This window comes from Corallococcus sp. NCSPR001 (genome assembly GCF_017309135.1).
Classification (GTDB): Bacteria; Myxococcota; Myxococcia; order Myxococcales; family Myxococcaceae; genus Corallococcus.
This window is the reverse complement of sequence record NZ_JAFIMS010000002.1, coordinates 2,023,958-2,049,251: the sequence shown is the minus strand read 5'-3', so window position 1 is coordinate 2,049,251 and position 25,294 is coordinate 2,023,958. Positions and strand designations below refer to the sequence as shown.

Genomic DNA, 25,294 nt, shown 5'->3' with positions numbered 1-25,294 from the left:
GCCTCGGACTGTGCGGCAACGGACGCTGATTTCCCCGTTTTCCAATCACCACCGGGGACGCGATGCGCACGGGAGGTGTGGGAGTGCGAGCGCGCGGCGCGGGCCGGAAACTCGGCGCCGGGGCGTGGCGATGATAGCGGCACGTCTCTTGGGCGGTTTTCAAAGGCGGTGCTAGCATCCGCCGGGTCCGAAACGACGTATGCGGTCCTTCTCTTCGCCTTGGGGGAACACATGATCGAAAGCGACGCCCGCCGCCAGGGCGCGCCCGCCGACGTGCCGGATCCCCTGCTCGGGCGGATCCTCAACGAGCGCTTCCGCATCCTGGAGACGCTTGGCGCCGGAGGCATGGGCCGCGTCTACAAGGCGATGCAGGCCCCGTTGGACCGGCTGGTGGCGCTCAAGGTCCTCAACCCGCAGTACAGCGGCGAGGGCAAGGACCCGGGCTTCCAGAAGCGCTTCTTCCTGGAGGCCAGCGTCACCGCGAAGCTGCGCCATCCGAACACCGTCACCGTCATCGACTACGGCAAGACGGAAGACGGCATCTACTACATCGCCATGGAGTACCTGGAGGGGCTGACGCTGTCGCAGCTGCTCACCCAGGAAGGGCCGCTGCCGTGGGAGCGCGCGCTCGCCATCGGGCAGCAGGTGGCCCGCTCGCTGCGCGAGGCGCACAAGGTCGGCCTCATCCACCGCGACCTGAAGCCCGCCAACGTGATGATCCTCAACCAGGAGGCGGATCACGACGTGGTGAAGGTGCTGGACTTCGGCCTGGTGAAGTCCTTCACCGGTGACGCCGCCATGAAGGAGGACACCACGCTCACGCAGGCGGGCGTCATCCTGGGCTCGCCGCAGTACATGGCGCCGGAGCAGGCGCGCAACATCGCGGATCCGCGCAGCGACGTGTACAGCCTGGGCGTGGTGCTCTACCAGGTGCTGATGGGCCGGCCGCCCTTCCAGGCGGCGCAGAGCATCGACGTCATCGTCAAGCACATCAACGACCCGCCGCCTCCCTTCCACACCGTGTGGCCGGACCACAACGTGCCCGCGGAGGTGGAGGCGCTGGTGATGAAGTGCCTGGCCAAGCGCCCCGTGGACCGCTACGCGTCCATGGACGCGGTGCTCCAGGGCATGCGCACCGCCGCGTCCGCGTCCGGCGTCAGCGGCGTCTTCGCCACGCGCACCGGCCTCAACGCGGTGGGCTCCGGCCCCCACAGCGGTCCGCACAGCGGCATCCACACCGGCCCCCACCAGGCGCTGGGCTCCGGCCCCACGCCCGCGCCCAACACCATGGCGCTGGACATCTCCGTGGACGAGGCCGGCGGCCTCGCGGAGAAGAAGTCCAGGAAGGGCCTGGGCCTCGCGCTGTTCGGCGCGTCCCTGGTCGTGGGGCTGGGCGTGGCGGGCATCCTCGTGCTGAAAGGGGCCCAGAAGCCCCCGGTGGAGCCTGCCGTGTCCGCCCCCGTGGCGCGCGCGCCCGTCGCGCCGCCGCCCGCCCGCGAGCCCGCCACGCAGACCGCCGCCGTCACGCCGCCGCCCGCCGCCCCCCTGCCCGTGCGCTTCGACCTGGACAGTGAGCCCCAGGGCGCGGAGATCATGCTCGACGGCAAGGTGCGTGGCACGACGCCCCTGGTCATCAACCACACCCCTGATGGCCCGGGCCTCGCGTCCGTGGAGGTCTCGTTCGCCATGGACGGCTACCAGACCGTCAGCAAGAAGTACGCGGGCGAGCCGGGCTCCACCGTCAGCGTCTCCATCAAGCTTCCGCGCATCAAGAAGCAACCGGGACCGAAGCCTTCCCCCAAGGCGCCGGCCTCCTCGTACAAGGACGATCCGTACCAGTGAATCCCCCGACAGCCTTCCGACGTGGGGCGCTCCTCGCGCTGTGTCTTTGCGCGACCGAGGCCCTGGCGGACGCGCGCCTCGAAGCGCGCCGCCACTTCCGCAATGGCATGAGCCTCATCGAGCAGAAGAACTTCGATGAAGGCATCGCCGAGTTGGAAGCGGCCTATGCCATCAAGCCGCACCCCAGCGTCCTCTACAACATCGCCCGGGCGTACCAGGACGCGGGCCGGCTGGACGAAGCGCTGGACGCCTACAAGCGCTACCTCGCCTCCAACCCGCCGGACGCCGCCAACGTGCAGGCCCAGGTGACGCGCCTGGAGTCCACGCAGAAGGCGGCCCAGGCGGAGGCGCCCGCCCCCGGCACCGAGACCGGCACGACGGGCACCACCGGCCTGCCCATGCCGCCGCCGCCCGCCACGAGCATCCAGGCCCAGCAGCAGATGGCCTCGCTCATGGAGCGGCTGGAGAAGGCCGTCGCCCGCGCGGAGTCCATGTCCGCCCAGCCCCAGGGCGCGCAGCAGCCCGCGGCCACGCCCGGCCCCACCACCGTCAGCTCCAGCGGCAGCGCCGAGTCCGGCGACACCTCCGGCGACCAGGGCCTGGTGCCGTATGAAGAGCGCGTCGTGACGGCGAGCCGCCGCGCCCAGTCCTCGCTGGAGGCGCCCAACGCCACCACCGTCATCACCGCGGAGGACATCCGCCTGTCGGGCGCCACCACGCTGCCGGAGCTGCTGCGCCGCGTGCCCGGCGCGGACGTGATGGCCATGGGCGTGGGCAGCGCCAACGTCAGCCTGCGCGGCTTCAACCAGCGCCTGGCCAACAAGGTGCTGGTGCTGGTGGACGGCCGCACGGAGTACCAGGACTTCCTCGGCCTCACGGTGTGGGCGGGGCTGCCCATCGGCCTGGAGGAAATCGACCGCATCGAGGTCATCCGCGGTCCGGGCAGCGCGCTGTACGGCGCCAACGCGATGCTGGGCGTCATCAACATCATCACCCAGGCCCCCGGCACCGGCCGCCGCGCGCGCTTCGGCGCCATGGCGGGCGGCGGCAACACCGTGCAGGGCTCCTTCGTCAGCCACGGCCAGAACGGGGGCCTGCGCTACCGCGCGTCCGCCGCCTACCAGCAGCAGGACAAGTGGAGCCGCGATTACGAGTCCGGCCGTCCGGACTTCGCGCTTCAGGGGCCCGCGGATCCGGACCTGGGGCAGCGCGGGGCCCGCGCCAACCTGTCCACCGTCTACACGTTCCAGGAGGGCCAGGCGATTGGCGTCTCCGGCGGCGTGCACCGCTACCTGACGGAGATCTACCCGCTGGGCCTCTTGCGCAACTACTACATCGACGGCCTGGGCGCGTACGCCAAGGCGGACGTGGAGTTGGGCGCGGTGAAGCTCAAGGCGTTCTGGAACCACCTGTCCGGCGACGCGGGCCCCCAGTACGAGGCCATCGGCCAGCGCTCGCTGGGCATCCAGGTCGCCTCCAACGTCTTCAACGGTGAAGCGCTGTACGCGCGCGGCTTCGAACTGGCCGGTGAGCACCAGGTGAACATCGGCGTGGAGGGCCGCCTGAAGCGCGTGGCCTTCACGTACCTGGACGACCTGCGCGAGGAGTTCCACGCCGCGGCCTTCGTCCAGGACGACTGGCGCATCGTGCAGCCGTTGCGGCTCATCGTCAGCTACCGCGTGGACCGCCACCCGCTGCTCGACAAGGGCAACCCGGGCATCGCGCAGTCGCCGCGTCTGTCCGCGGTGTTCCAGCCCATTGAAGGGCACGCCTTCCGCGCGTCCGTGGCCACCGCCTTCCGCGAGCCCACGTTCCTGGAGAGCTACACCCGGCTGCCCGTGCCCGTGCCGGGCGTCAACGGCGTGAGCCTGCTGACCACCGGCAACCGGACGCTGCGCCCCGAGCGCCTCAACGCGCTGGAGCTGGGCTGGCGCGGTGAGTCCCCGCGCCTGGGTCTGGACTGGGACGTGGCCCTCTACCAGAACACGGTGAAGGACCTCATCGCCCTGTCACCCGTGCAGTCGCTGCCCGCCGGTGAGTCCTTCGACAGCGGCACCGGCAGCTACCTGCTGGGCCGCTCCATGTTCACCAACGAGGCCGCCATCTACACCGCGCGCGGCGTGGAGGCGGGCATCAACGTGTCCCCCATCGACGGCCTGGGCGTGAAGGCGAGCGCGGCGTACCAGCACATCAGCTCCGACCTGCCGGACGAGGGCCAGTGCGGCACGTGCAGCCAGACGCCGGCCTTCCGGCTCTTCGGCGGCGTCACCTACCGCACGCGCACGGACCTGGAGTTCGGCATCGAAGCGGCGTTCACCACCTCCACCACCTGGGTGGAGCGCGAGCCCTCCGCGTCCGACCCGACGCGCGTGGACCTCATCGCCAACAACCTCCCCGCGTACACCGTCGTCAACGCCCGCGTGGGCTACACCGTGGTGAAGGACTTCGTCTCCGTGGCGCTGCAGGGCAGCCAGCTCGGTGGCGGCCACGCGGAGCACCCCTTCGGCAACCGCATCGAGCGGCGCGTGTTCGCCAACCTCACGGTGACCCCATGAAGCGCGCCCTTCCCTTCCTCGCGTTCACGCTCGCGTCGCTCCTGTCGGGCGGCTGTGATGCCCCGGACGTGGTGCCCACGGCGGACGGCCGCCAGCACACGCGCTCGGCCCGCATCGAGGGCAACCTGGTGGTGCAGTCGCGCGCCCGCGGCAACGCCATCGTGTTCCTCTACGACGCGGCCAACCCGCCGCCGCCCGCGGGCTCCGGCCGCCCGCTGGCCTTCACCGTCATCACCGCGGCGGAGCTGTTCGGCGCGTCCCTGGGGGACAACTCCACGGGCCCGTTCACCGCGCCGTTCTCGCTGAGCCTCGTGGAGCCGGGCCGCTATCTCCTGCGCGGCTTCATCGACGCGGACACCTGCCGCAGCGGCACGCAGCCCTGCCACGTGTCTGACTTCAACCCCTGGTACGGCGTCACCTCCGAGCCCAACGCGGGCGACGTGGGCGGCGGCGCGGTGGACCCCGCCACCAGCGCCACGCGCATCCTGGAAATCACCACGGACGCGGACGGCTGGCCCCAGCCGCTCACCGGCGTCTCCGTGTCCTTCGCGGACTCGGCCACCGTGCCCTTCGACCGGCCGGCGTTCCAGACCGCGGACGCGCGCGAGTTCAACACCGCGACCACGCCCCTGAAGACGCTCACGCTCACGCCGCAGACGCTCACCGGCGCGGTGGACCAGCGTCCTCCGGGCTTCTGGGTGCAGCTGGGGGACGCCAACAAGGACGGCATCCCGGACGACGCCAACGCGGACGGCAAGCCGGACGTCGTCTGGCCGCGCGTCATCGTGCGCAAGCTGGCGGAGGGCGTGACGGGCTACGCGGACGACACCGACCACAACCGCGACGGCCAGCCGGACGCGGTGGTGCTGGCGGCCGGGCTGGTGCCCGACCCGCTGCTCGCCGCGCTGCTCGATGAACAGGGGAAGCCCCGCCCGCAGCCCGTCTTCGTTCCGCAGCTGGTGGTGGCCATCCGCGCCCAGGCGCTGGACGCGCGCGACCCCGCCGCGCCCACGCCGCTCACGGCCGTGCCCCCGGGCCGCTACAGCGTCATCCTGCTGCAGTCCACGGGGCAGACGTGGCGGCTGCCCAACGAGCTGGACCCGGCGCTCGCGGAGGCCGTGGGGCTGCCGGGCGTGCAGTCCCAGGCCTTCGTGCTGGAGGTCCGCTGAGGTCGTTTTCGCCCTCCCCCCATCGCGGTGCGTGGCCCTGGGTTGCTTTGACTTCGCAGGGCCCTTCCGCGACCATGGGCGGAGCCGCTGGAGGCGTTTCCTCCCCGAGGTTTTGATTCCGATGAAGGCCGGTCCTCTCTCCGTCCCCGAAAACGCGCCCGCCCGTCCCACGGGGAGCACGCCCACGGTCCGTCCGGCCGGGGGGACCGGTCCGCAGCGCGTGTTGCTGGTGGACGACAGCCGCTCCATCCGCACGCTGCTGAAGATCTACCTCATGGCCCGCAGCTTCGAGTTCCTGGAGGCGGAGTCCGCCGAGGAGGGCCTCAAGGTCGCCGAGGCGGAGCACGTGGACCTCATCCTCACCGACTTCCACATGGACGGGATGAACGGCGCGGACTTCGCCGGGCAGATCCGCGCCAGCAGCAACGCCAGGCTGTCCAAGGTCCCCATCCTGATGATGACGGGCGACCCGAACGTGGCGGAGGTCCGCGCGCTGGGTCAGAAGGCCGGCATCAGCGCCTTCGTGCGCAAGCCGGTGAGCTGCGCGCAGTTGATGACGCTGGTGGACACCATCCTCCCGCTGCCCCGCGCCGCCGCGAAGTAGTCCGCTTCAGGCCGGGCGCTCCCGCGCGAGCGCCCGCCGCTTTCGCAGCGCCTCGCCCACCCGCACCGCGAAGAGCAGCGCCAGGACGGCCCCGTAGAGCACAGGCTCCGTGACGTCCTTCTTCACCCGCCACACGAAGTGCACCACGCCCAGCACCGCGGCCACGTAGGCCAGCCGGTGCAGGCGCTGCCACTTGGGGAAGCCCAGCCTCCGCACCCACGTGTTGGTGGACGTGACGGCCAGCGGCACCAGCAGCATCAGCGCGGTGAAGCCCACGGTGATGAAGGGCCGCGTGAAGACGTCCTTCCCCATGGCGCGCACGTCCAGGCCCTGATCCAACACGGCGTAGGTGAGGAAGTGCGCCGCCGCGTAGGTGAAGGCCAGGAGGCCCAGCGTGCGGCGGATGCGCGCGGGCCACGTCCAGCCCGTCACCAGCCGCACCGGCGTGCACGCCAGGGAGCCCACCAGCACCGCCAGCGCGAAGAGGCCCGTCTGGTTGAGGGCGAACTCGATGCCGTTGGCCCCCAGCTGTCCCTGCGCCCCCTGCATCGCGAGGAGCAGCAGCGGAGAGAGCCCTCCGACGGCGATGGCGGGGTTCAGCCAGGGGAGCTTGGAGGAGGCCATGGTTCAGAAGTCCCGCTTCAGGTCCATGCCGCGGTAGAGGCCGGCCACGGCGTCCGCGTAACCGTTGAAGGGCAGCGTGGGCCGGCGCGACGTCTCACCGATGCGGCGCTCCGTGGCCTGGCTCCAGCGCGGGTGGTCCACCGCCGGGTTCACGTTGGCGTAGAAGCCGTATTCGCGCCGGTTGGCGATGTTCCACGTCGTGGGCGGCTGCTCGCGCGTGAGCGTGATGCGGACAATGGATTTGATGCCCTTGAAGCCGTACTTCCACGGCACCACCAGCCGCAGCGGGGCGCCGTTCTGCGCGGGCAATTGCTTGCCGTACAGGCCCGTGGCCAGCAGCGTCAGCGGGTGCATGGCTTCATCCATGCGCAGGCCCTCCACGTAGGGCCAGTTCAGCACCGGGCTCTTCTGGCCGGGCAGCTGCTCCGGGTCCTCCAGCGTGGTGAAGGACACGTACTTCGCGAAGGACGTGGGCTGCACGCGGTCCAAGAGCTTGCCCAGGGGCAGGCCCAGCCACGGAATCACCATGGACCAGGCCTCCACGCACCGCATCCGGTAGACGCGCTCCTCCAGCGGGAAGGCGGAGATGAGCTGATCCACGTCCACGGTCCACGGCTTGTGCACCTCCCCGTCGATGACGACCGTCCACGGCCGCGTCTTCAGCAGGTGCGCGCGGCGGGCCGGGTCGTTCTTGTCCAGGCCCAGCTCGTAGAAGTTGTTGTAGGTGGTGACGTCCTCGTAGGGCGTGCGCGGCTCGTCCGTGCTGAAGAGGCCCTGCGCGGGCGCCACCGGCTGGTCCACCGTGCCCGCGTCCGGCACGAAGCCGTCCATGGGCCGGGTGCGCTTCATGCCCAGCAGGTACAGCCCTCCGCCCACCACCGCGGCGGTGCCCGCGAACAGGCCCGCGTTCTTGAGGAACTCGCGGCGGCGCAGGTAGAGCTTCTCGGGCGTGACTTCGGAGCCAGGGGGCTCGGGAGGGAGCTTGTCGCGCATGACTCCCTCTATAACGCCCCAGCGCCTTTTCCGGTTACCGCCGGGCGTCCTTCACCCGCCACAGCCGCCACCAGGGCGTGCCGGGGGACTGATGGTGCTCCCAGTGGTAGCCGAAGAAGAAGCACGACAGCAGGGCCCACAGGTGGTTGCGCGGCAGGGAGCGCGCGTGGTGCGGCGCCATGCCCTCCGCCTCCGGGCGCCGGTGCGGCAGGTACGTGCCGAAGTAGAACAGCTGCACGGTGGCCAGCACCGACGGCAGCACCCAGAAGGCCAGGATGCGCGCCTGGGGGACGCCCAGCCACAGCAGCACGTTGAACTTCAGCGCCATGACCGCGATCTGCGGCCACGTGGTGTAGCGGACCATGAAGGCCCCGAACCACGGCCAGAACGACAGGCCCCGCGCCGCGAAGTCCGGGTCGTGCTCACCGGTGGGGTCCGCGTGGTGCGCGCGGTGGTTCACCACCAGCCGGCGGTAGGACAGCCCCGCGAAGAGGAAGCAGGCCAGCCCCCCCACCGCGGCGTTCACCCGGCGGTCCAGGGACACCGTCCCATGCATGGCGTCATGCCCGGTGATGAAGAGGCCGGTGGACAGCCACATCTGCAGCAGGACATGCAGCCAGGGGAGCGGCGAGGCCCACGGCAGCCCGGGCCCCGCCAGCATCCACGCCAGGTGCCCGCCCCACGCGCCCACCACCGCGAGCGCGAGCACGACGCCCCATGGGTCGGGAGGGGCGGCACGGATGGAGGGCTCGGGCGCCATGGCTTCCTTACTGGCCATGCCCCGCCCCCCGCGCACGAAGAAACGCGCGCGGGAGGGGCGGAAGCGCGGCCGGGACGCTACTTCGCGGCGGGGGCACCGAAGTCCTTCACCAGCGAGTCGGCGGTGACGTAGCGCGGCTCGATGTCCACCGGCACGTTCTTCAGCCGCTCCAGCACCTTCTGCACGGAGGGGCGCACCACGCCCTGCTTCGCGAGCAGCGCCTCCGCGGCGGCGCGGTCACCCTGGGCCTGGAGCGTCATGAGCTGGTTCGTCAGCGACGTGACGGCGGCATGCATCTTGTCCGGCACGACTTCGAACGTGTCGTCCGCGTTCACCTTCACCGCGCCGGTGTCCAGGAAGTGGTTGAGCTGGAGCGCGATGCCCTTGCCGTGCGCCTCGTCGATGCCGAAGCGGATGGAGCGGAACGCGGACGCGAGGAACGTCGTGTACATGGTCCGCTGCAGGTCCTTGTCCAGCGTGCCCTTGTCCACCAGCCGCTGGAGCGCCCACAGGCCGGAGATGTCCGCCTTGGCCTCTTCAATCGCGCTGGAGGCCGCCTGCAGCGCCTGACGCACCGTCGTCTGCTTCCCGGCCACGGTGACGTTGTGGGGCCCCAGGCCGTGCATCAGCTCGTGCATGAGGATGTGCGTGAAGAAGGCGTCGAAGGACACGTCCTTGCGGTCCTTCGCGGGCAGCGCCACCTTCGCGATGGGCACCAGCACCCGCTGGAACTTGGCCTCCTGGATGTTCTTGAGCATCACGCGCTTGGTGCCCTTCTCCGCCGCCACGCGCTCGTCGTTGGGCAGGTTGAAGGCCGCCGTCTGCACGCCCCGGTTGCCGTCACCGGACGAATAGATGCTGTTGATGACGCGGATGGGGGCCAGGGCGCCCAGCTTCGGGTTGCGCAGACCCTGGTCAATCGGGAGGTTGTTCTCCAGCTCCTGGAGCTCCGCGCTGAACTTCGCCAGCTTCTGCGTCTCCGCGTCGTCGCGCACGCCGATGAAGGCCTCGAACGCGGCCTTGTAGTTGAACCAGCCGTCCTCGTAGACCTCATAGGGCCCGATGGTGGGCTCCACGCTCGCGTCCAGCTCCATCCACGCGACCTCGCTCGCGTAGTAGTCGTTGGACAGGAACGCCGCCGCGCGCGCCTCCAGGAAGCGCTTCAGCGTGGGCTGCTGGGTGAGCGCCGCGGCCTCACGCAAGAGCTGCGCGGCCATGCCCAGCTCGCCCTGGTACTCGACGCTGTAGGGCACGCTCACGAACTTGCCGTCCGGCCCCTTGCGCAGCGTGGTGAAGAAGCCCGTGGCCGCGTGCTGCTGCGCCTCCGGCAGGCTCTTCACCCACGCCTCCACCTCCGCCTTGGTGGCGCCGGCGGGGTAGAAGTTCCCCTCGTCCGGCTTGGCCGGTACGCCAGGGATGAACGGCTTCGCCTCGTCCAGGCGCGACCAGGGGCCCTTGTTGAGCAGGAACGCGTGCAGCCGCTCCTTGCCCAGGGGCGTGGTGTCCTTCACCAGGTCCAGCAGCAGGGTCTGGTTGCCCGCCCACGCCTGGCTCAGGAAGAGGGGGTCCATGATGCGGGCGGCCTGGAGGATCTTGGCCAGGGCGCGCTTCTCCGCGTCCGGCAGCTTGGACACGTCCACCTTGACGTCCACGGGGGCGAAGCGCGCGGTCATCCGCTTCAGCGTCGGGGCGTCCGGCAGGCGGGCGGGGGCTTCCTGGGCGGGGGCGGCGCCCGACAGGAGCAGCGCGCCGAGCAGGGGCAGCAGGGTTCTGGACTTGGGCATGCCCCCTTCCCTACCCCAACCCGCCCCCTCCTCCCAGCGACGGATGTGGGTGGATTCCCTCTTCTCGACAAGTCCGCCGGCATGGTTATGGGGAAGGGCATTGGCGCGTTCCGTCAGCGCCCGGAGGCCTTCATGTCCGCAGAGACCCACCCCCAGCGGGAAACCCATTCATTCCAGGCGGAGATCCAGCAGCTCCTGAGCCTGGTCATCAACTCGCTCTACAGCCACCAGGAGATCTTCCTGCGTGAGCTGGTGTCCAACGCGTCCGACGCGCTGGACAAGCTGCGCTTCCGCTCCATCACGGAGCCGGAGCTGCTCAAGGACGAGCCCGCGCTGGAGCTGCGCATCATCCCGGACGCCGACAAGGGCATCCTCACCATCGAGGACACCGGCATCGGCATGACGCACGACGAGCTGGTGAAGAACCTGGGCACCATCGCGCACTCGGGTTCGCGCGAGTTCCTCCAGGCGCTGGCGCAGAAGGGCAAGAACGACGTGCAGCTCATCGGCCAGTTCGGCGTGGGCTTCTACAGCGCGTACCTCGTCGCGGACCGCGTGGAGGTGGTGAGCCGCGCGGCCGGTGAGACATCCGCGTGGAAGTGGGCGTCGGAGGCGCACGGCACGTTCACGGTGGAGCCGGCGGAGAAGGCCACGCGCGGCACCGCCATCACGCTGCACCTGAAGGCGGACCAGAAGGAGTTCCTGGACGAGTGGAAGCTGAAGCAGCTCATCACCCAGTACTCGGACTACGTGGGCCACCCCATCAAGCTCCAGGTGACGAAGCACGTGGGCAGCGGGGACACGCAGGCCACGGAGACGGCGCTGGAGGTGGTGAACAAGGCCAGCGCCCTCTGGCAGCGTCCGAAGAGCGAAATCACGGACGAGCAGTACCAGGAGTTCTACAAGCACCTGACGCACGACTACGACAAGCCGCTGGCGTGGACGCACTTCAAGGCGGACGGCACGCAGCAGTTCACCGGCCTGCTCTTCGTGCCCCGGCACCCGCCGTTCGACATGAACTCGCAGCAGCAGCGCGGCGTGCGGCTGTTCGTCAAGCGCGTGTTCATCATGGACCGCTGCGAGGACCTGGTGCCGCAGTGGCTGCGCTTCGTGCGCGGCGTCATCGACTCGGACGACCTGCCGCTCAACGTGTCGCGTGAGATGTTGCAGGACTCGGCGGTGGTACGAGCCATCCGCAAGCACGTGGTGAAGAAGTCGCTGGACCTCCTGGAGAAGCTGGCCAAGGACAAGCCGGACGACTACCGCGCGTTCTGGGAGTCCTTCGGCACGGTGCTGAAGGAGGGCCTGACGCTGGAGACGGAGTACCGCGAGAAGCTGGGCGCGCTGGTGCGCTACGAGTCCTCGCGCGAGGAGGGGCTCACGTCGCTGGCGGACTACGTGGGCCGCATGAAGGAGGGCCAGGAGGCCATCTATTACGTCTACGGCGAGAGCCGGAAGGCGGTGGCGGACAGCCCGCACCTGGAGGCGCTGAAGCAGCGCGGCTACGAGGTGCTCTTCATGACCGACCCGGTGGACGAGTGGGCCGCGCAGGGCCTGCGTGAGTTCCAGGGCAAAGCGCTGGTCTCCGCGCTCAACGCGGACCTGAAGCTCCAGTCCACGGAGGAGGAGAAGAAGGCGAAGGAGCAGCAGTCCGAGGGGCTCAAGGGCCTGACGGACAAGATGAAGGACGTGCTGAAGGAGGACGTGCGCGAGGTGCGCGTGTCGGACCGCCTCACGGACTCTCCGGTGTGCCTGGTGGTGTCGGAGGGCGGCACGCCGGCCTACCTGGAGCGCCTGCTCAAGGAGCGCGGCAAGGGGATGCCGCGCATCAAGCGCATCCTGGAGGTCAACCCCAAGCACCCGGTCATCGAGCACCTGCGCGGGCTCCTCGCGAACGACCCGGCCGCGCCGCAGGTGGGCGAGTGGATTGAACTGCTCCACGACCAGGCGCTGCTCACGGAAGGAAGCCCGCTGAGCGACCCGAACCGCTTCGCCCGGCGCATGACGGCGCTGCTCACGCAGGTGGCCACCCAGATGCCGCCGCCCACGGCCACTCCGGCGGCGACGCAGGCGCAGTCCACCTGAGTCAGGGCACGGCGGAGCTCATCCCCAGTTCTCGAGCTCCGCCTGCTTCAGGTCCGCGAGCAGCGCCTCCCCGGTCCACGGGCGGCGCTGCCCACTTTCCGCCTCGCGGATGAGCTCCACGAGCCGCGAGTTCACCGGCGCGGAGAGGTTGTGTTGGTGGGCCAGCCGGACCACCTCGCCGTTGAGATAGTCCACCTCCGTCTTGCGGCCCGCGTGCAGGTCGTCCCACATGGACGAGCGCGCCTTCGGGTCGATGGCCAGCATCTTCTTCGCCAGCACTCCGAACACCGCGTCCGGTGAGCCCAGCAGTACCGGAATCCATCCCGGCGGCAGCGGCGTCAGCTTCGCGGGCTTCACCCCGGCACGCTCCAGCACCGCCAGCGCCTCGCCCTGCGCGAGCGCTAGGCACCGCCGCCACGCGCGCTGTGACAACTCCTCCTTCAACGGCAGGTTCGCCAGCGCGTTGAGCGCGTTGTTGAGGTTGAACAACAGCTTCGCCCACTGGACCGCGACGATGTCCGCGTGCTGCTTCAGCGCCAGCCCCGCGCGGGTGAAGGCCTCCACGAACGGCGCGAGCACCGCGTGCCGCTCCACCTCCAGCGTGCCCTCCGACCCCGCGTGGAAGTGCCCCTGCCCCTGCGCCGCGACGTTGAAGGGCACCATGCCCGTGAGCACCGTGAGGCCGGGCAGCAGTCCCCGCAGCACCGCCGCGTTGTGCAGGCCGTTCTGGAAGCTGATGACGATGGCCCCGGGCTTGAGCCGCGGCGCGAGCGTCTGTCCCGCCTCCTCCGTCGCCGCGGACTTCACCGTGACGAGCACCAGGTCCGCCGTGGACAGCGCCTCCGGCCCCGTGTCGATGCGCACGTCCGCCGAGGGCACCTTCAGGTCCGCGCCCTGCCAGTCCGTCAGGTGCAGGCCATGCGCACGCACCTCCGCCACGATTCGCTCACGGCCGATGAAGCGCACCGTCGCGCCCGTCGCGGCGAGCCGCCCGCCCACGTAACAGCCGATGCTGCCCGCGCCGAAGACGACCACTTCAGGAGTCGAAGCCATGGGCGCGCATTGTGGCACGCGCGCTCACGTCGCGGGCCACACCACGACGATGAGCACGTCCCACAGGGCATGGCTCACCCAGGCCGCGGCGGGCGTCCGGCGCCACTCGGCCAGCGCGCCCCAGGCGAGCGACGTGGGCAGCGCGGCCAGGGCCAGCAGCGGCTCTCCGAAGCCCAGCAGCACGACGCTCGACAGCACCGCCGACCCAGCGACCGCGCCCCACCGGCCCAGCCGGGGACGCAGCGCGCCCTGCACCCACCCGCGCCAGAACAGCTCCTCCGCCGGGACGAGCAGCAGCACCAGGGCCAGCCCCGTCCCCAGCGAGCCCGTGCCGAACGTCGCGTAGATGGATTGCAGTGGCCCGCAGAGCGCGTCGGTGAAGCCGCCGCAGAACGCCCACAGGAAGGCCCTCGCGCCCGCGTACAGCACCACCGCCTGGGCGACACCCCACGCGGCATCCGGAAGCGACAGGGAGGGAAGCGGCCTGTGCCAGGGGCCCATCGCCCGCCACGTCACCGCGAGCCACACGGCGCAGAAGACCGAGGCGACAGCGAAGAAGCGCGGCGGATGCACGTGCACCAGCGCCGTCCAGGCCAGCACGCCGCCAGCGGCCGCGACCCGCCAGCGTGGCAGGGCCGCGTCACCGGCTGACGGCGGTCCAACGGGAGAAGCAGTCATCGCGCGCGGCAGCGTACCCCGGCGCGATGGCCACCGGCGGGCTCGTTCATCCACCCACCCGCCGGTGAAGGCGTCACGTCACGGCGTGAGGCACACGCCGTTGCCGGAGCCATCGTCGCCGCACACGTAACCGGAGCCGGTGCGGCACTCTCCCGCCACGCCCGGCGTGCACGACGCGAAGCAGAAGGCGCTGGTGCCGCTCGAGCTGCTGTAGCAGGCGGACCCCGCCGGGCAGCTCGACGTGAGGCAGTCCTGGGTGCAGTAGCCCCCCGGGAAGTACTGGCCCGTGGCACACTGCCCGTTGGTGCCGCAGTCACTGTTGCGGGTGCAGGCCTCGCCAATCTTCGAGTCGGACCCGTCGCCCTCGTCCGGGGACTGGTACGGCACCAGGGTGAAGCTGATGCCGCTCGTCGTCTTGCCCTTCGTCACCGTGACGGTCTCCACCTGGGTGGTGTCACGCCAGAAGCCCACGCGGTCGCCATCGTCGAAGTAGTCCCCTTCGCCGGTGTCGTCGATGGACGCCAGCACCAGGTAGTCGCGCGGGGTCATCTTCAGGCTGTAGTTGTACCCACCGGTCGCGGACACCAGGGAGATGCCGTCGTCGTCGACCTGCACCTCGCCCGCCGCGTCCAGGTACGCGAACCCGATGACCGCGTCCTTCGTCTCCGTGGCGCCCACGCGGAACTTCACCAGCACCTGCGCGGTGCCCGCACCGGACGCGCCGGTCAGGTCGATCTGCGCCACGTAGCTGCCCGGCGCCAGCGAGCCCGGGGTGACACTGACGTTCAGCGGCGCGGACTTGTACGCGGGGACCGACAGCGAGCTGCTGGAGACGGACACCGCGGAGGCGTTGGCGCCAGAGACGGCCACGCTCACCTGCAGCGTGCCACCGCCGTTGTTGCGCACCGTCAGCGCCTGCGACGACGCGCCGGTGAAGGACAGCTGCGTGGTGGTGATGGCCAGCTTCGGGGGCAGCGACGTGTCACCGCCGCCCTTGGCGCGCAGCACGGCGGCGTACGCGTCCACCTGGCCCGCGCCGCAGCCCTCGGAGCACTGGCTGGTCGTGTCCGCGGTGGACTTCAGGATCTCCTCCACGTCCGACGTCGTGAGCGTCGGGTCCTGCGCCAGCATCAGCGCCACGATGCCCGCCACGTGCGGCGTGGCCATGCTGGTGCCCTGGTACCAGTCATACGAAGGCTGGTTGCTGCTGTTGGGCAGCGTGGACAGCACGCCGTCCGGGAAGCCGTCGCCGTTGCGGTCCTCGCTCGTCTGCCCGCCGGTGGCCATGATGTCCACCTGCGCGCCGAAGTTGGAGTAGCCGGCGCGCTTGCCGTTGAAGCGCGTCGCGCCCACGCAGATGACGTTCTGCTGGTTGCAGGGGAAGCTGTTGGAGGTGTTGACGTTCTCGTTGCCCGCGGCCACCACGATGATGGCCCCGCGCGCGTTGGCCGCGTTGATGGCGGTCTGCATCTCCGTCGACGGAGAACCCTCGCCGCCCAGGCTCATGTTGATGACCCGCGCGGGCGTGGTGTTCGCCCGCACGCCGGTGACCGCGCCACCGCTGGACCAGGTGACGCCCGCGATGATGTCCGCCAGCGAGCCGCCCTGCGTGCCCAGCACGCGCACCGGCAGGATGTTCCGGCCGGACCAGGTGACGCCCGCCACGCCCACGCCGTTGTTGGACGACGCGCCAATGGTCCCCGCCACGTGCGTGCCGTGGAACGACGAGCCGCCGTTGGGCAGGTCCCTGCCGTTGTCCGTCGGGTCCGAGTCCACGCCATCGCCGTCACCCGCGTTGGTGAGGCTGGAGATGAGGTCCATGCCCGGCAGCACGCGCGTGTTCAGGTCCGGGTGCGACGTGATGCCGGTGTCCACCACCGCCACGACGATGGACTCGCTGCCCGTGCCCAGGTCCCAGGCCGCCGGCAGGTTCATGTTCTTGTAGTGCCACTGCCGCGAATAGAGCGGATCATTCGGGACGGCCAGCGCCCGCACCCGCATGTTGCTCTCCGCGTTCTTCACGCCCTGCACGGCCAGCACCTGGGACAGCACGCGCACGTGCTCCGCCTGGGTGAGCGCGCGCACGGTGGGCGCGCCGCCGGACATCGCCTGCGGCTGGCTCACCTCGTAGCGCAGCAGGTGCTGCGTCTCGCTCAGGAACGCCTGGTGCACGACGTGGTAGCCCGCGACGCGCGCCTGCGCGACGGCCTCCTCCGCGGACAGGCCCGGCGTGTCGAAGCGGATGATGATCTCCCCCGGCAGCAGCGACGCCTCGTGCGTCAGCGGCTTCGCCGGGATGCCCGTGCGCCACACGCCCCGCGCCGCCAGGGCCTTGGAGACCTTCTGGGACAGGTCCTTCGCGCCCGGCAGGGAGAAGAACGCGTCCAGCGACGACCCGCCGTTCGCGGCGGCGGAGCCGGCCTGGAACGGCTGCAGGGAGCCCGACACGGTCCCCTTCGTCGAGGAGGTGTCGGTGTCGTCATCATCATCGTCGCTGGTTTCGCCACAGGCCACGAGACCGAGCAATCCCAGGAGGGCAAGGCGGCGGAGCATGAACGGATTCCTTGGAGTACGAGGGTGCTCGTACGACCCTAGGTCCGCTGCGGGCGACACGTCCAGCGACCATTCGCCTGGCTGGCCCCTCGCCCGTTCAGTGGTGCTTTTCGATGTAGTCCACTGCGTCCTGGACGGTCTTGAGGTTCTGAACCTCTTCATCGGGGATCTTGACGCTGAACTTCTCCTCGGCCGCCACCACGACCTCGATCATGCTCAGACTGTCGACCTCGAGGTCGTCCGTGAAGGACTTCCCAGGCTCGACGTCGTCCGGCGACACACCCGCAAGCTCCTCGAGGATCTCCCGGAGACCCGCCAGTATTTCATCCGCGGTCATGCATGCTCCTCTCGTGGACCCGGCAGACACATCCGCCGCGTCGACCTGAAACATGGAACCGCGTGAAAGCCGCCACGAGCTGTTCGGAGGACCGGGCTTCCCATCCCCGGCGTTCTAGCGCCCCAGGTCCTGCAACACCGCCTCCGCCGCGCGGCGCCCCGACACGAGCGCACCGTCGATGGAGGCGTTCTCCCGGTGGTCTCCGCACACGTAGAGCCCCGGGGCCAGCCGCACGGGCCGGTGCGGCTCCACCAGCGCGGACGGAGGCTGCGCGGGAAGCGCCTCCGCGAGGGTGTACGTGCGCAGATGCCGCCACGCGGACACCGCCGCGCCGAACCACTCCGTGAGCTGTGCACGCACGCGCGCCTCCAGTGAGTCCGCGCCGCCCGCGTCGTCCACCACGGACACCGCCACCAGCGCCTGGCCTTGGGGCGCGTACGCGGCGGACACCTCGCTCATCACCGCCACGTTGTTCACCGGTCCGCGCCCCTCGCCATTCAGCACGAGCCACGGCCCCTCCACCGGTGGCTCCGGCGCCGCGAAGTACAGACACGTCACGCGGTTCATCCGGGGCGCGGGCATTCCCACGAGCAGCGACGCCGCGCTGTTTGGATCCGTCGCCACCACGACGGCGTCCGCGTGCACCAGCTCTCCGCGCGGCAGGCGCACCCGGTGACCCCACACCTCCTCCACACGCACGCGCATCCGCAGCGCGCCCGAAGGCAGCTTCGCCGCCAGCTGCGCGGGGATGGCGCCCATCCCCTGCTCGGGGACGGCCGCGTACCCCGTCGCGAACATCCGGAACACGAACTCCAGCATCCGGCTGGACGTCGTCAGCCCCCGCTCCAGGAAGATGCCGCCCAGGAAGGGCGTGAAGAACGCTTCGAGCATCTCCTCGGAGAAGCCCAGGTCCATCAGGAAGCGCCGCGACTCCTGCTGCGGCCGCTGCCACAGGTCTCCCAGCTCACCGGAGATGGCGTGCTGCCGCAGCTCCAACACGCGCAGCTTGTCCGCCAGGCCCCCCGGTGCGTCGAACAGGTGTGACACCGCCGTGACGGGATGCCGCAGCGGGTCCGCCAGCGTGTGCAGCCGCCCACCCCGCCACACCTTCGCGCCGGGGATGAAGCGCTGGAGGGAGAGGGCCTTCAGGTCCAGCACCCGCCGGCCCTCCGGGTAGGCGGTGAGGTACACCTGGAAGCCCCGGTCCAGCAGGAACCCCTCGTGCGAGTCGGTGCGCACTCTGCCGCCCGGCGCGTCCCCTGCCTCCAGGACATGCGCGTCCACGCGCGCGTCCAGCAGCGCCGTCGCGCACGCCAGGCCCGCGAGCCCCCCACCCACCACGATGACCCCGGGCCGCTTCGCCATGGTCCGCCTCCCGTCCGAGCGTGCGGACCCTGGCTTGATAACGCCAAGACGTGCAAGCAAGACTCTGGTTCGGTTGCGGGCATCCGACAGTTACGGCAAAGGTTGCCGTGTGCACGGTGCTCCAGGCACACCCACGCAGGCATCCGCCTGCGTGCCCTTCGGAGAGAAAGAGCAGGAGTCCCCCATGTTGATCGTGATGCGCCCAGACGCGACGGCCCAGGACATCGAGCGAGTGAACGATGAGATCCGCCGCCGCGGCTGGCATCCGCACGCGATACCTGGGGGCTCCCGCACCGCCATCGGCATCACCGGCAACCCCGGCGCGGTGGAGCCGGAGCCCTTCCGCGTGCTCCCCGGCGTCGCGGACGCGATCCCCATCTCCCAGCCGTTCAAGCTGGTCAGCCGCGAGGTGAAGCCGGACGACAGCCTGGTGCGCGTGGGCGACCTCACGCTCGGCGGCGCCGCCATCCACGTCATCGCGGGCCCCTGCTCCGTGGAGTCGCGCGAGCAGATCATCTCCACCGCGCAGGCGGTGAAGCAGGCGGGCGCCACCATGCTGCGCGGCGGCGCGTTCAAGCCGCGCACCAGCCCCTATGAGTTCCAGGGCCTCAAGGGTGACGGCCTGGCGCTGCTCGCGGAGGCGCGCAAGGAGACGGGCCTGCTGGTGACGACGGAGGTGAAGGACACGGCGACGCTGGCCGCCGTCGCGGAGCACACCGACATCCTCCAGGTGGGCGCGCGCAACATGCAGAACTTCAGCCTGCTGGAGGCGGTGGGCGAGACGCGCAAGCCCGTGCTGCTCAAGCGCGGCATCAGCGCCACCATCAAGGAGCTGTTGATGGCGGCCGAGTACATCGTCGCGCGCGGCAACACCCAGGTCATCCTCTGCGAGCGGGGCATCCGCACGTTCGAGAACATGACGCGCAACACGCTGGATTTGAACGCGGTGCCCATGCTCAAGGCGCTCACGCACCTGCCGGTGTTCGTGGACCCGTCGCACGGCATCGGCGTGCGCAAGGCCGTCCCCGCGATGATGCGGGCCGCGGTCGCCGCGGGCGCGGACGGCCTCATCGTGGAGGTGCACCCGGATCCGCCGCGCGCCCGGTCGGACGGCTTCCAGTCGCTGGACTTCTCCGAGTTCGAGAAGGCCATGGGTGAAGTGCGGGCCATCGCCCAGGCGATGGGACGCGAAATGGTCAGGCTGGGATAGGCCATGACCCTCAAGGAAGCGCTGGGCAAGGTGGTGAGCCGGCGCGACCTCTCCCGCGAGGAGATGGCCTCCGTCATGGGCCAGATGCTCGCGGGCGAGGCCTCCGCCGCGCAGATTGGCGCGCTGGCGGCCGCGCTGCGCATGAAGGGAGAGACCGAGGACGAAATCCTCGGCGCGGCGGAGGCCATGCGGGCCTGCGCGGCGAGGATTGCTCCGCTGGCGGAGGTGGTGCTCGACACCTGCGGTACGGGGGGTGATGGAGCGCACACCTTCAACATCTCCACCGCGGTGGCCTTCGTGGCCGCCGGGGCGGGGGTGACGGTGGCCAAGCACGGCAACCGCGCGGTCTCCAGCCGCTGCGGCAGCGCGGACGTGCTGGCGGCGCTGGGCGTGTCCATGGAGCGGGCGCACGCGCAGGTGGCGCGCGACATCGACGAGCACGGGGTGGGCTTCCTCTTCGCGCCCTCGCACCACAGCGCCCTGAGGCACGTGGCGCAGGCGCGCAGGGACCTGGGCTTCCACAGCGTGTTCAACCTGCTGGGGCCGCTGACGAACCCCGCGGGCGCGCGCTACCAGCTGCTGGGCACGTTCGACCGGCAGCGCGTGGAGCAGACCGCGCGGGTGCTGGGGCGGCTGGGCAGCCGGCGCGCCTGGGTGGTGCACGGGCACGACGGGCTGGATGAGATTTCACCGTGCGCGCCCACGGAGGTCGCGGAGCTGTGCGCGGACGGCACCGTGCGCCGCTTCACCGTGACGCCGGAGGACGCGGGCCTGCCGACGGTGCCGCGGGAGTCCATCGCGGGAGGCGACGCGGAGGAGAACGCGAAGCGCCTGCGCGCGCTGCTCGCGGGAGAGCGCGACGGCGTGCGCACGGCGGTGCTGCTCAACGCGGCCGCCGCGCTGCTCATCGTGGGGCTGGTGGACACCCTGAAGGAGGGCGTGAAGCGGGCCGAGCACGCCATCGACTCCGGGGCCGCCGAACGCAAGCTCGCGGCGCTCATCCAGAAGGCCGCGGCATGACGACCTCCTCTTCGGCAGCGAAGGCCGCGGAAGCACCGGGCACGCTGGACGTCATCATGGCGCGCAAGCGCCGGGAGCTGGGCACCCGCCCTCCTCCCACGCACGGCGCGCATCCCCCGACGCGGGACTTCGCCCAGGCGCTGGTGCGGCGTGTGCTGGGGCACCCGGTCAACGTCATCGCGGAGGTGAAGCGCAAGAGCCCCTCGGGCGGCGCCTTCCCGCACGCGGACGTCGTCGCGGTGGCCCGCTCCTATGAAGCCGCGGGCGCCTGCGCCATCAGCGTGCTCACGGACGGGCCGGACTTCGGCGGCAGCCTGGAGGACCTGGTCGCGGTCCGGGCCGCCGTGTCCATCCCCGTGCTGCGCAAGGACTTCCTCGTCGCCGCCAGCGAGGTGGAGGAGAGCGCGGCCTGGGGCGCGGACGCGGTGCTGCTCATCGCGGACGCGCTCACGGACGCGGAGCTCCGGGAGATGCTCTCCACCGCGAAGCGGGTGCGCGTGGCCGCGCTCGTCGAAGCCCACACGGAGGCGCACGCCGAACGCGCGCTCGCCGCGGGCGCGAGCATCATCGGCCTCAACAACCGCGACCTCGCCACGCTGAAGACGGACACCGGCACGGCGCTCCGGGTGATGCCCGCGCTGCGCTCCCGGTCCACCGCCCTGGTGGCGGAGAGCGGCCTCAAGAGCCTGGCGGACCTCACCGCCGCGCGCGACGCGGGCGCCAACGCCGTGCTCGTGGGCGAATCCCTGCTGCGCGACGCGGACCCCGGCCGGGCCCTGCGCCGGCTGCTGGGCCTGGAAGGCGGCGGGACATGAACGTCCTGGTGAAGGTCTGCGGCGTGACGCGCGTCGCGGACGCGAAGGGCGTATGGGCCGCGGGCGCGGACGCGATGGGGCTCAACTTCCATCCCGGCTCCCCCCGCTTCGTGGACCTGGCCACGGCGGCGGAGCTTGGCCGCACGCGGCCCCCGCTGGCCGCGATGGTGGGCGTGTTCGTCAACGCGAAGCCGGAGGACATCCGCGTGCGCGTGCGCGAGTGCGGCCTCACCGCCGTGCAGCTCCACGGCGACGAGCCCCCCGAGGCCTGCTCCGGCTACGGCGTGCCCGTCATCAAGGCGCTGCGCGTGCGCGGGCCAGACGACGTGGCGAAGGGCCGAAGCTACGTGGGCGTGGGCGACGTGGCGGGGCTGCTGCTGGACGGCGCGGCCCCGGGCTACGGCGGCGGCGGCGTCACCTTCGACTGGTCGCTGGTGAAGCAGCTGTCGGACTGTGGCCTGCCGGTGCTGGTGGCGGGCGGCCTCAAGCCTTCCAACGTGGCCGAGGCCGTGAGGGCCACCCGGCCCTACGGTGTGGACGTGGCCAGCGGAGTGGAATCCTCCCCTGGCATCAAGGACCTGGACGCGGTGCGCGCCTTCGTGCGCACGGTCCGGTCCCTCAACCCCTGAGGAGTCGTGCCATGACGACGGACACTGCCGTGGGCCGCTTCGGCCGTTACGGCGGACGCTATGTGCCGGAGACCCTGGTCCCCGCGCTGCTGGAGCTGGAGGAGGCCTACTCGAAGGCGCAAGCCGACGCGTCCTTCAACGAGGAGGTGACCCGCGTGCTGCGCGAGTACGTGGGCCGCCCCACCACGCTGACGCCCGCGCACCGCCTCACGGAGTCATGGGGTGGCGCGCAGGTGTGGCTCAAGCGCGAGGACCTGGCGCACACGGGCGCGCACAAAATCAACAACACCGTGGGCCAGGTGCTGCTCGCCCGGCGCATGGGCAAGAAGCGCATCATCGCGGAGACGGGCGCGGGCCAGCACGGCGTGGCCACCGCCACCGCGTGCGCGCTCTTCGGCCTGCCCTGCGAGGTGTTCATGGGCACGCTGGACGTGGAGCGCCAGGCGCTCAACGTCTTCCGCATGCGCGCGCTGGGCGCGGTGGTGCGTCCGGTGGAGTCGGGCTCGCGCACGCTCAAGGACGCGATGAACGAAGCCATGCGCGTCTGGGTGTCGCAGGTGCAGGACACCTACTACGTCATCGGCAGCGCGGCGGGCCCGCACCCCTACCCCACCATCGTGCGCGACTTCCAATCCGTCATCGGCCGGGAGATCCGCGCCCAGACGCTGGCCACCATTGGCCGGCTGCCGGACGCCATCATCGCGTGCGTGGGCGGCGGCTCGAACGCCATCGGAGCGCTGCACCCCTTCATCCCGGACACGGCGGTGCGGCTCGTCGGCGTGGAGGCCGCGGGCCACGGCCTGGACTCCGGCCAGCACGGCGCGTCGCTGACGCTGGGCACGGAGGGCGTGCTGCACGGCTCGCGCTCGCTGGTGCTCCAGGACGAGAACGGCCAGATTCAAGAGGCGCACAGCATCTCCGCCGGCCTGGACTACCCGGGCGTGGGGCCGGAGCTGGCGCACCTGGCGAAGACGGGGCGCATGGAGGTGCGCACCGCGACGGACGACGACGCGCTCTCCGCCTTCTACGAGGTCGCGCGCACGGAGGGCATCCTCCCCGCGCTGGAGACCTCGCACGCGTTCGCGGCGGCGCGCTCGCTGGCCCGCGACATGGGCAAGGGCAAGCACCTGGTCATCAACTGCTCGGGCCGGGGTGACAAGGACGTGGCGACCATCTCGGCGCGCGGCGTGCCGCCGGCCACGGGGGTGAAGTCATGAGCACGGAGCTGGGCAAGGCGTTCGCGAAGGCGAAGGCCCGCGGCGAAGGCGCGCTGGTGGCGTACGCGATGGCGGGCGACCCGGACCTGCCCAAGTCCGTGGACGTCTTCGCCGCCATGGTGGAGGGCGGCGCGGACGTGCTGGAGATTGGCGTGGCGTTCAGCGACCCCATCGCGGACGGCCCCGTCATCCAGGCCGCGTCCGAGCGGGCGCTGAAGGCCGGCGCCACCCTGCGCCGCGTGCTGGATGAAGTCGTCCCGGAGGTGCGCCGCCGCTGCCCGGAGACGCCGCTGGTCATCATGACCTACGTCAACGTGGTGATGGCCATGGGCGAGGAGCGCTACGCGAAGCTCGCGCGCGAGCGGGGCATCGCCGGCACCATCCTCCCGGACCTGCCCCCGGAGGAGAGCGCGGGCATCCGCGCCGCGTTCGACAAGGAGGGCGTGGCCCTGGTGCCCCTGTGCGCGCCCACCACGCCGCCCGCGCGCGCGGAGGCCATCGCGAAGGACGCGCGAGGCTTCGTCTACTGCGTCTCCGTGGCGGGCGTCACCGGCATGCGCGCGGAGCTGCCGCCGGACCTGTCGCAGCGGCTGGACCTGGTGAAGCGCGCCGCGTCCGTGCCGGTGGTGGCGGGCTTCGGCATCTCCAACGCGGACACGGCCCGGCCGCTGGTGGCCCACGCGGACGGCGTCGTGGTGGGCAGCGCGCTGGTGAAGGCCGCCCACTCGGACGGTCCGGCCGCGGCGAAGCAGCTCTGCGCGGACATCAAGCGCGGCCTGAAGCGCTAAGGTCCCTCTCCACGCGCCGGCACGCCGCCGGCGCTTTGGAGACCGGACATGCACACCCCGCCCACGCTGGGGCCCACCCTCGAAACGCCGCGCCTCATCCTGCGTCCGCCCACGCTCCAGGACCTGGAGGGCTTCGTGGCGATGATGGCGGACGAAGAGAGCGCGAGGTACATCGGCGGCCTCCAGCCCCGCTCCAACGTGTGGCGCGCCGTCTGCGCCATGGCCGGCTCCTGGGTGCTCCAGGGCTTCGCCATGTTCTCCGTGTTCGAGAAGTCCACCGGGAAGTGGGTGGGCCGGCTGGGGCCCTGGCAGCCCGCGGAGTGGCCGGGCCCGGAGGTCGGCTGGGGCCTGTCGCGCGACGCGTGGGGCAAGGGCTACGCGACGGAAGGCGCGGCGGCCACCATCGACTGGGCCTTCGAGCACCTCGGGTGGACGGAGGTCATCCACTCCATCTCCCCTCCGAACGAGCCCTCCAAGCAGGTGGCCCGCCGGCTGGGCTCGCGCTTCCTGCGCATGGGCATGCTGCCGGCGCCCTACAACGACCACGAGGTGGAGATCTGGGGCCAGAGCCGTGAGGAGTGGCGGACACGCAAGCGGTAGTACAGATTGGCGCCATGAACACACGTGCCCCCCAGGTGGTCCTCGTCCGTCACGGTGAGACGGAGTGGAGCCGCAGCAGCCAGCACACCGGCCGCACGGACCTGCCGCTGCTGGAAGAGGGCCGCCAGATGGCGGAGCGGCTCCGAGCGCCCCTGAACAAGTGGCGCTTCGCCGCGGTGTGGACCAGCCCGCTGATGCGCGCGCTGGAGACGTGCGTGCTCGCGGGCTACGGCGACGTGGCCCAGAAGAAGAACGACCTGATGGAGTTCAACTACGGCGACTATGAAGGCCGCACCGGCGCGGACATCCGCACCACGCGCCCGGACTGGACGCTGTGGAAGGACGGCGTGCCCAACGGCGAGACGCTGGAAGAAGTGGGCGCCCGGGCCGACCGCATCATCGCGGAGGCGCGCGCGCTCCAGGACGACGTGCTCCTCTTCTCGCACGGGCACATGCTGCGCATCCTCGCCTCGCGCTGGCTGGGCCTGCCCCCGGACGGAGGCAGGCTGTTCCACCTGGGCACGGCCTCCATCAGCGTGCTGGGCTCCGAGGCCGGCGGCAGACAGCCGGTCCTCGTGAGCTGGAACGACACCACGCACCTGAAGGACTGACG

22 protein-coding genes are annotated in these 25,294 nt (G+C 71.0%); 13 read left to right on the top strand and 9 right to left on the bottom strand.

The window, feature by feature from the left end:
* The first annotated feature begins 231 nt into the window (after positions 1 to 231).
* The 4 genes from JYJ93_RS10505 (at position 232) to JYJ93_RS10490 (ending at position 6,170) form a co-directional block, all read left to right on the top strand.
* Positions 232 to 1,842, top strand: coding sequence for a serine/threonine-protein kinase (locus tag JYJ93_RS10505; protein WP_206788916.1), 1,611 nt, complete (start codon positions 232 to 234; stop codon positions 1,840 to 1,842).
* Complete coding sequence (locus tag JYJ93_RS10500) at positions 1,839 to 4,397, top strand: TonB-dependent receptor (protein WP_206788914.1); 2,559 nt, start codon at positions 1,839 to 1,841, stop codon at positions 4,395 to 4,397. Before JYJ93_RS10505 ends, JYJ93_RS10500 begins: the two co-directional genes overlap by 4 nt.
* Complete coding sequence (locus tag JYJ93_RS10495; RefSeq protein WP_206788912.1) at positions 4,394 to 5,566, top strand: hypothetical protein; 1,173 nt, start codon at positions 4,394 to 4,396, stop codon at positions 5,564 to 5,566. The genes JYJ93_RS10500 and JYJ93_RS10495 overlap by 4 nt, the downstream gene beginning before the upstream one ends.
* A gap of 121 nt (positions 5,567 to 5,687) precedes the next feature.
* Positions 5,688 to 6,170 carry a response regulator gene (locus tag JYJ93_RS10490; protein ID WP_206788910.1) on the top strand — a complete coding sequence of 161 codons (483 nt, stop codon included), beginning with the start codon at positions 5,688 to 5,690 and terminating at the stop codon, positions 6,168 to 6,170.
* A 6-nt stretch (positions 6,171 to 6,176) separates the two neighbouring features.
* Here the strand turns inward: JYJ93_RS10490 and JYJ93_RS10485 are convergent, their stop codons facing one another.
* Genes JYJ93_RS10485 through JYJ93_RS10470 form a run of 4 tightly spaced genes read right to left on the bottom strand, consistent with a single transcriptional unit; the run spans position 6,177 to position 10,331 of the window.
* On the bottom strand, positions 6,177 to 6,794 hold the full coding sequence (locus tag JYJ93_RS10485; protein WP_206788908.1) for a protein-methionine-sulfoxide reductase heme-binding subunit MsrQ: 618 nt from the start codon (positions 6,792 to 6,794) through the stop codon (positions 6,177 to 6,179).
* A 3-nt stretch (positions 6,795 to 6,797) separates the two neighbouring features.
* Positions 6,798 to 7,787, bottom strand: a complete 990-nt coding sequence (msrP, locus tag JYJ93_RS10480) for a protein-methionine-sulfoxide reductase catalytic subunit MsrP (protein ID WP_206788907.1) — start codon at positions 7,785 to 7,787, stop codon at positions 6,798 to 6,800.
* Positions 7,788 to 7,821: 34 nt separating this feature from the next.
* On the bottom strand, positions 7,822 to 8,565 hold the full coding sequence (locus JYJ93_RS10475) for a fatty acid desaturase (RefSeq protein ID WP_242543754.1): 744 nt from the start codon (positions 8,563 to 8,565) through the stop codon (positions 7,822 to 7,824).
* A 59-nt stretch (positions 8,566 to 8,624) separates the two neighbouring features.
* A complete protein-coding gene (locus tag JYJ93_RS10470) occupies positions 8,625 to 10,331 on the bottom strand; it encodes a hypothetical protein (protein WP_206788896.1) in 1,707 nt (568 codons plus the stop codon).
* Between the two features lie 132 nt (positions 10,332 to 10,463).
* Between JYJ93_RS10470 and htpG the strand changes: the two genes are divergently transcribed.
* Positions 10,464 to 12,416, top strand: a complete 1,953-nt coding sequence (htpG, locus tag JYJ93_RS10465; protein WP_206788894.1) for a molecular chaperone HtpG — start codon at positions 10,464 to 10,466, stop codon at positions 12,414 to 12,416.
* Between the two features lie 18 nt (positions 12,417 to 12,434).
* Here the strand turns inward: htpG and JYJ93_RS10460 are convergent, their stop codons facing one another.
* The 5 genes from JYJ93_RS10460 to JYJ93_RS10440 all read right to left on the bottom strand — a co-directional run bounded on the left by JYJ93_RS10460 (position 12,435) and on the right by JYJ93_RS10440 (position 18,402).
* The gene (locus JYJ93_RS10460; protein ID WP_206788892.1) at positions 12,435 to 13,469 is read right to left on the bottom strand and encodes a 2-dehydropantoate 2-reductase; all 1,035 of its coding nucleotides are present in this window, start codon (positions 13,467 to 13,469) and stop codon (positions 12,435 to 12,437) included.
* A gap of 24 nt (positions 13,470 to 13,493) precedes the next feature.
* A complete protein-coding gene (locus JYJ93_RS10455; RefSeq protein WP_242543753.1) occupies positions 13,494 to 14,147 on the bottom strand; it encodes a type II CAAX endopeptidase family protein in 654 nt (217 codons plus the stop codon).
* 78 nt (positions 14,148 to 14,225) lie between these two features.
* A complete protein-coding gene (locus tag JYJ93_RS10450) occupies positions 14,226 to 16,700 on the bottom strand; it encodes a S8 family peptidase (RefSeq protein WP_206788890.1) in 2,475 nt (824 codons plus the stop codon).
* 97 nt (positions 16,701 to 16,797) lie between these two features.
* Positions 16,798 to 17,037, bottom strand: coding sequence for an acyl carrier protein (locus JYJ93_RS10445; RefSeq protein ID WP_206788888.1), 240 nt, complete (start codon positions 17,035 to 17,037; stop codon positions 16,798 to 16,800).
* A gap of 114 nt (positions 17,038 to 17,151) precedes the next feature.
* Positions 17,152 to 18,402 (bottom strand): NAD(P)/FAD-dependent oxidoreductase, encoded by a 1,251-nt coding sequence (locus tag JYJ93_RS10440; RefSeq protein ID WP_206788887.1) that lies wholly within the window; start codon positions 18,400 to 18,402, stop codon positions 17,152 to 17,154.
* A gap of 184 nt (positions 18,403 to 18,586) precedes the next feature.
* On the opposite strand from JYJ93_RS10440, the gene aroF reads away from it, so the two are divergent.
* Genes aroF through JYJ93_RS10400 form a run of 8 tightly spaced genes read left to right on the top strand, consistent with a single transcriptional unit; the run spans position 18,587 to position 25,292 of the window.
* Positions 18,587 to 19,612, top strand: a complete 1,026-nt coding sequence (aroF, locus tag JYJ93_RS10435) for a 3-deoxy-7-phosphoheptulonate synthase (RefSeq protein ID WP_206788879.1) — start codon at positions 18,587 to 18,589, stop codon at positions 19,610 to 19,612.
* 3 nt (positions 19,613 to 19,615) lie between these two features.
* Positions 19,616 to 20,632 carry an anthranilate phosphoribosyltransferase gene (trpD, locus tag JYJ93_RS10430; protein ID WP_206788877.1) on the top strand — a complete coding sequence of 339 codons (1,017 nt, stop codon included), beginning with the start codon at positions 19,616 to 19,618 and terminating at the stop codon, positions 20,630 to 20,632.
* On the top strand, positions 20,629 to 21,447 hold the full coding sequence (locus JYJ93_RS10425; RefSeq protein ID WP_206788875.1) for an indole-3-glycerol phosphate synthase TrpC: 819 nt from the start codon (positions 20,629 to 20,631) through the stop codon (positions 21,445 to 21,447). Before trpD ends, JYJ93_RS10425 begins: the two co-directional genes overlap by 4 nt.
* Positions 21,444 to 22,076, top strand: coding sequence for a phosphoribosylanthranilate isomerase (locus tag JYJ93_RS10420; protein ID WP_206788873.1), 633 nt, complete (start codon positions 21,444 to 21,446; stop codon positions 22,074 to 22,076). The genes JYJ93_RS10425 and JYJ93_RS10420 overlap by 4 nt, the downstream gene beginning before the upstream one ends.
* A gap of 11 nt (positions 22,077 to 22,087) precedes the next feature.
* On the top strand, positions 22,088 to 23,293 hold the full coding sequence (gene trpB, locus JYJ93_RS10415; RefSeq protein WP_206788870.1) for a tryptophan synthase subunit beta: 1,206 nt from the start codon (positions 22,088 to 22,090) through the stop codon (positions 23,291 to 23,293).
* Complete coding sequence (trpA, locus tag JYJ93_RS10410; RefSeq protein WP_206788869.1) at positions 23,290 to 24,081, top strand: tryptophan synthase subunit alpha; 792 nt, start codon at positions 23,290 to 23,292, stop codon at positions 24,079 to 24,081. Before trpB ends, trpA begins: the two co-directional genes overlap by 4 nt.
* Positions 24,082 to 24,129: 48 nt before the next feature.
* Positions 24,130 to 24,681 carry a GNAT family N-acetyltransferase gene (locus tag JYJ93_RS10405; RefSeq protein WP_206788866.1) on the top strand — a complete coding sequence of 184 codons (552 nt, stop codon included), beginning with the start codon at positions 24,130 to 24,132 and terminating at the stop codon, positions 24,679 to 24,681.
* Between the two features lie 14 nt (positions 24,682 to 24,695).
* Positions 24,696 to 25,292, top strand: coding sequence for a histidine phosphatase family protein (locus JYJ93_RS10400; RefSeq protein ID WP_206788864.1), 597 nt, complete (start codon positions 24,696 to 24,698; stop codon positions 25,290 to 25,292).
* Positions 25,293 to 25,294: the final 2 nt, after the last annotated feature.

Coding starts and splice junctions, on each gene's coding strand:
- JYJ93_RS10505 (WP_206788916.1), top strand. CDS start 232: ATGATCGAAAGCGACGCCCGCCGCCAGGGCGCGCCCGCCGACGTGCCG.
- JYJ93_RS10495 (WP_206788912.1), top strand. CDS start 4,394: ATGAAGCGCGCCCTTCCCTTCCTCGCGTTCACGCTCGCGTCGCTCCTG.
- JYJ93_RS10490 (WP_206788910.1), top strand. CDS start 5,688: ATGAAGGCCGGTCCTCTCTCCGTCCCCGAAAACGCGCCCGCCCGTCCC.
- JYJ93_RS10485 (WP_206788908.1), bottom strand. CDS start 6,794: ATGGCCTCCTCCAAGCTCCCCTGGCTGAACCCCGCCATCGCCGTCGGA.
- msrP (WP_206788907.1), bottom strand. CDS start 7,787: ATGCGCGACAAGCTCCCTCCCGAGCCCCCTGGCTCCGAAGTCACGCCC.
- JYJ93_RS10475 (WP_242543754.1), bottom strand. CDS start 8,565: ATGGCCAGTAAGGAAGCCATGGCGCCCGAGCCCTCCATCCGTGCCGCC.
- JYJ93_RS10470 (WP_206788896.1), bottom strand. CDS start 10,331: ATGCCCAAGTCCAGAACCCTGCTGCCCCTGCTCGGCGCGCTGCTCCTG.
- htpG (WP_206788894.1), top strand. CDS start 10,464: ATGTCCGCAGAGACCCACCCCCAGCGGGAAACCCATTCATTCCAGGCG.
- JYJ93_RS10460 (WP_206788892.1), bottom strand. CDS start 13,469: ATGGCTTCGACTCCTGAAGTGGTCGTCTTCGGCGCGGGCAGCATCGGC.
- JYJ93_RS10455 (WP_242543753.1), bottom strand. CDS start 14,147: ATGACTGCTTCTCCCGTTGGACCGCCGTCAGCCGGTGACGCGGCCCTG.
- JYJ93_RS10450 (WP_206788890.1), bottom strand. CDS start 16,700: ATGCTCCGCCGCCTTGCCCTCCTGGGATTGCTCGGTCTCGTGGCCTGT.
- JYJ93_RS10445 (WP_206788888.1), bottom strand. CDS start 17,037: ATGACCGCGGATGAAATACTGGCGGGTCTCCGGGAGATCCTCGAGGAG.
- JYJ93_RS10440 (WP_206788887.1), bottom strand. CDS start 18,402: ATGGCGAAGCGGCCCGGGGTCATCGTGGTGGGTGGGGGGCTCGCGGGC.
- aroF (WP_206788879.1), top strand. CDS start 18,587: ATGTTGATCGTGATGCGCCCAGACGCGACGGCCCAGGACATCGAGCGA.
- trpD (WP_206788877.1), top strand. CDS start 19,616: ATGACCCTCAAGGAAGCGCTGGGCAAGGTGGTGAGCCGGCGCGACCTC.
- JYJ93_RS10425 (WP_206788875.1), top strand. CDS start 20,629: ATGACGACCTCCTCTTCGGCAGCGAAGGCCGCGGAAGCACCGGGCACG.
- JYJ93_RS10420 (WP_206788873.1), top strand. CDS start 21,444: ATGAACGTCCTGGTGAAGGTCTGCGGCGTGACGCGCGTCGCGGACGCG.
- trpB (WP_206788870.1), top strand. CDS start 22,088: ATGACGACGGACACTGCCGTGGGCCGCTTCGGCCGTTACGGCGGACGC.
- trpA (WP_206788869.1), top strand. CDS start 23,290: ATGAGCACGGAGCTGGGCAAGGCGTTCGCGAAGGCGAAGGCCCGCGGC.
- JYJ93_RS10405 (WP_206788866.1), top strand. CDS start 24,130: ATGCACACCCCGCCCACGCTGGGGCCCACCCTCGAAACGCCGCGCCTC.
- JYJ93_RS10400 (WP_206788864.1), top strand. CDS start 24,696: ATGAACACACGTGCCCCCCAGGTGGTCCTCGTCCGTCACGGTGAGACG.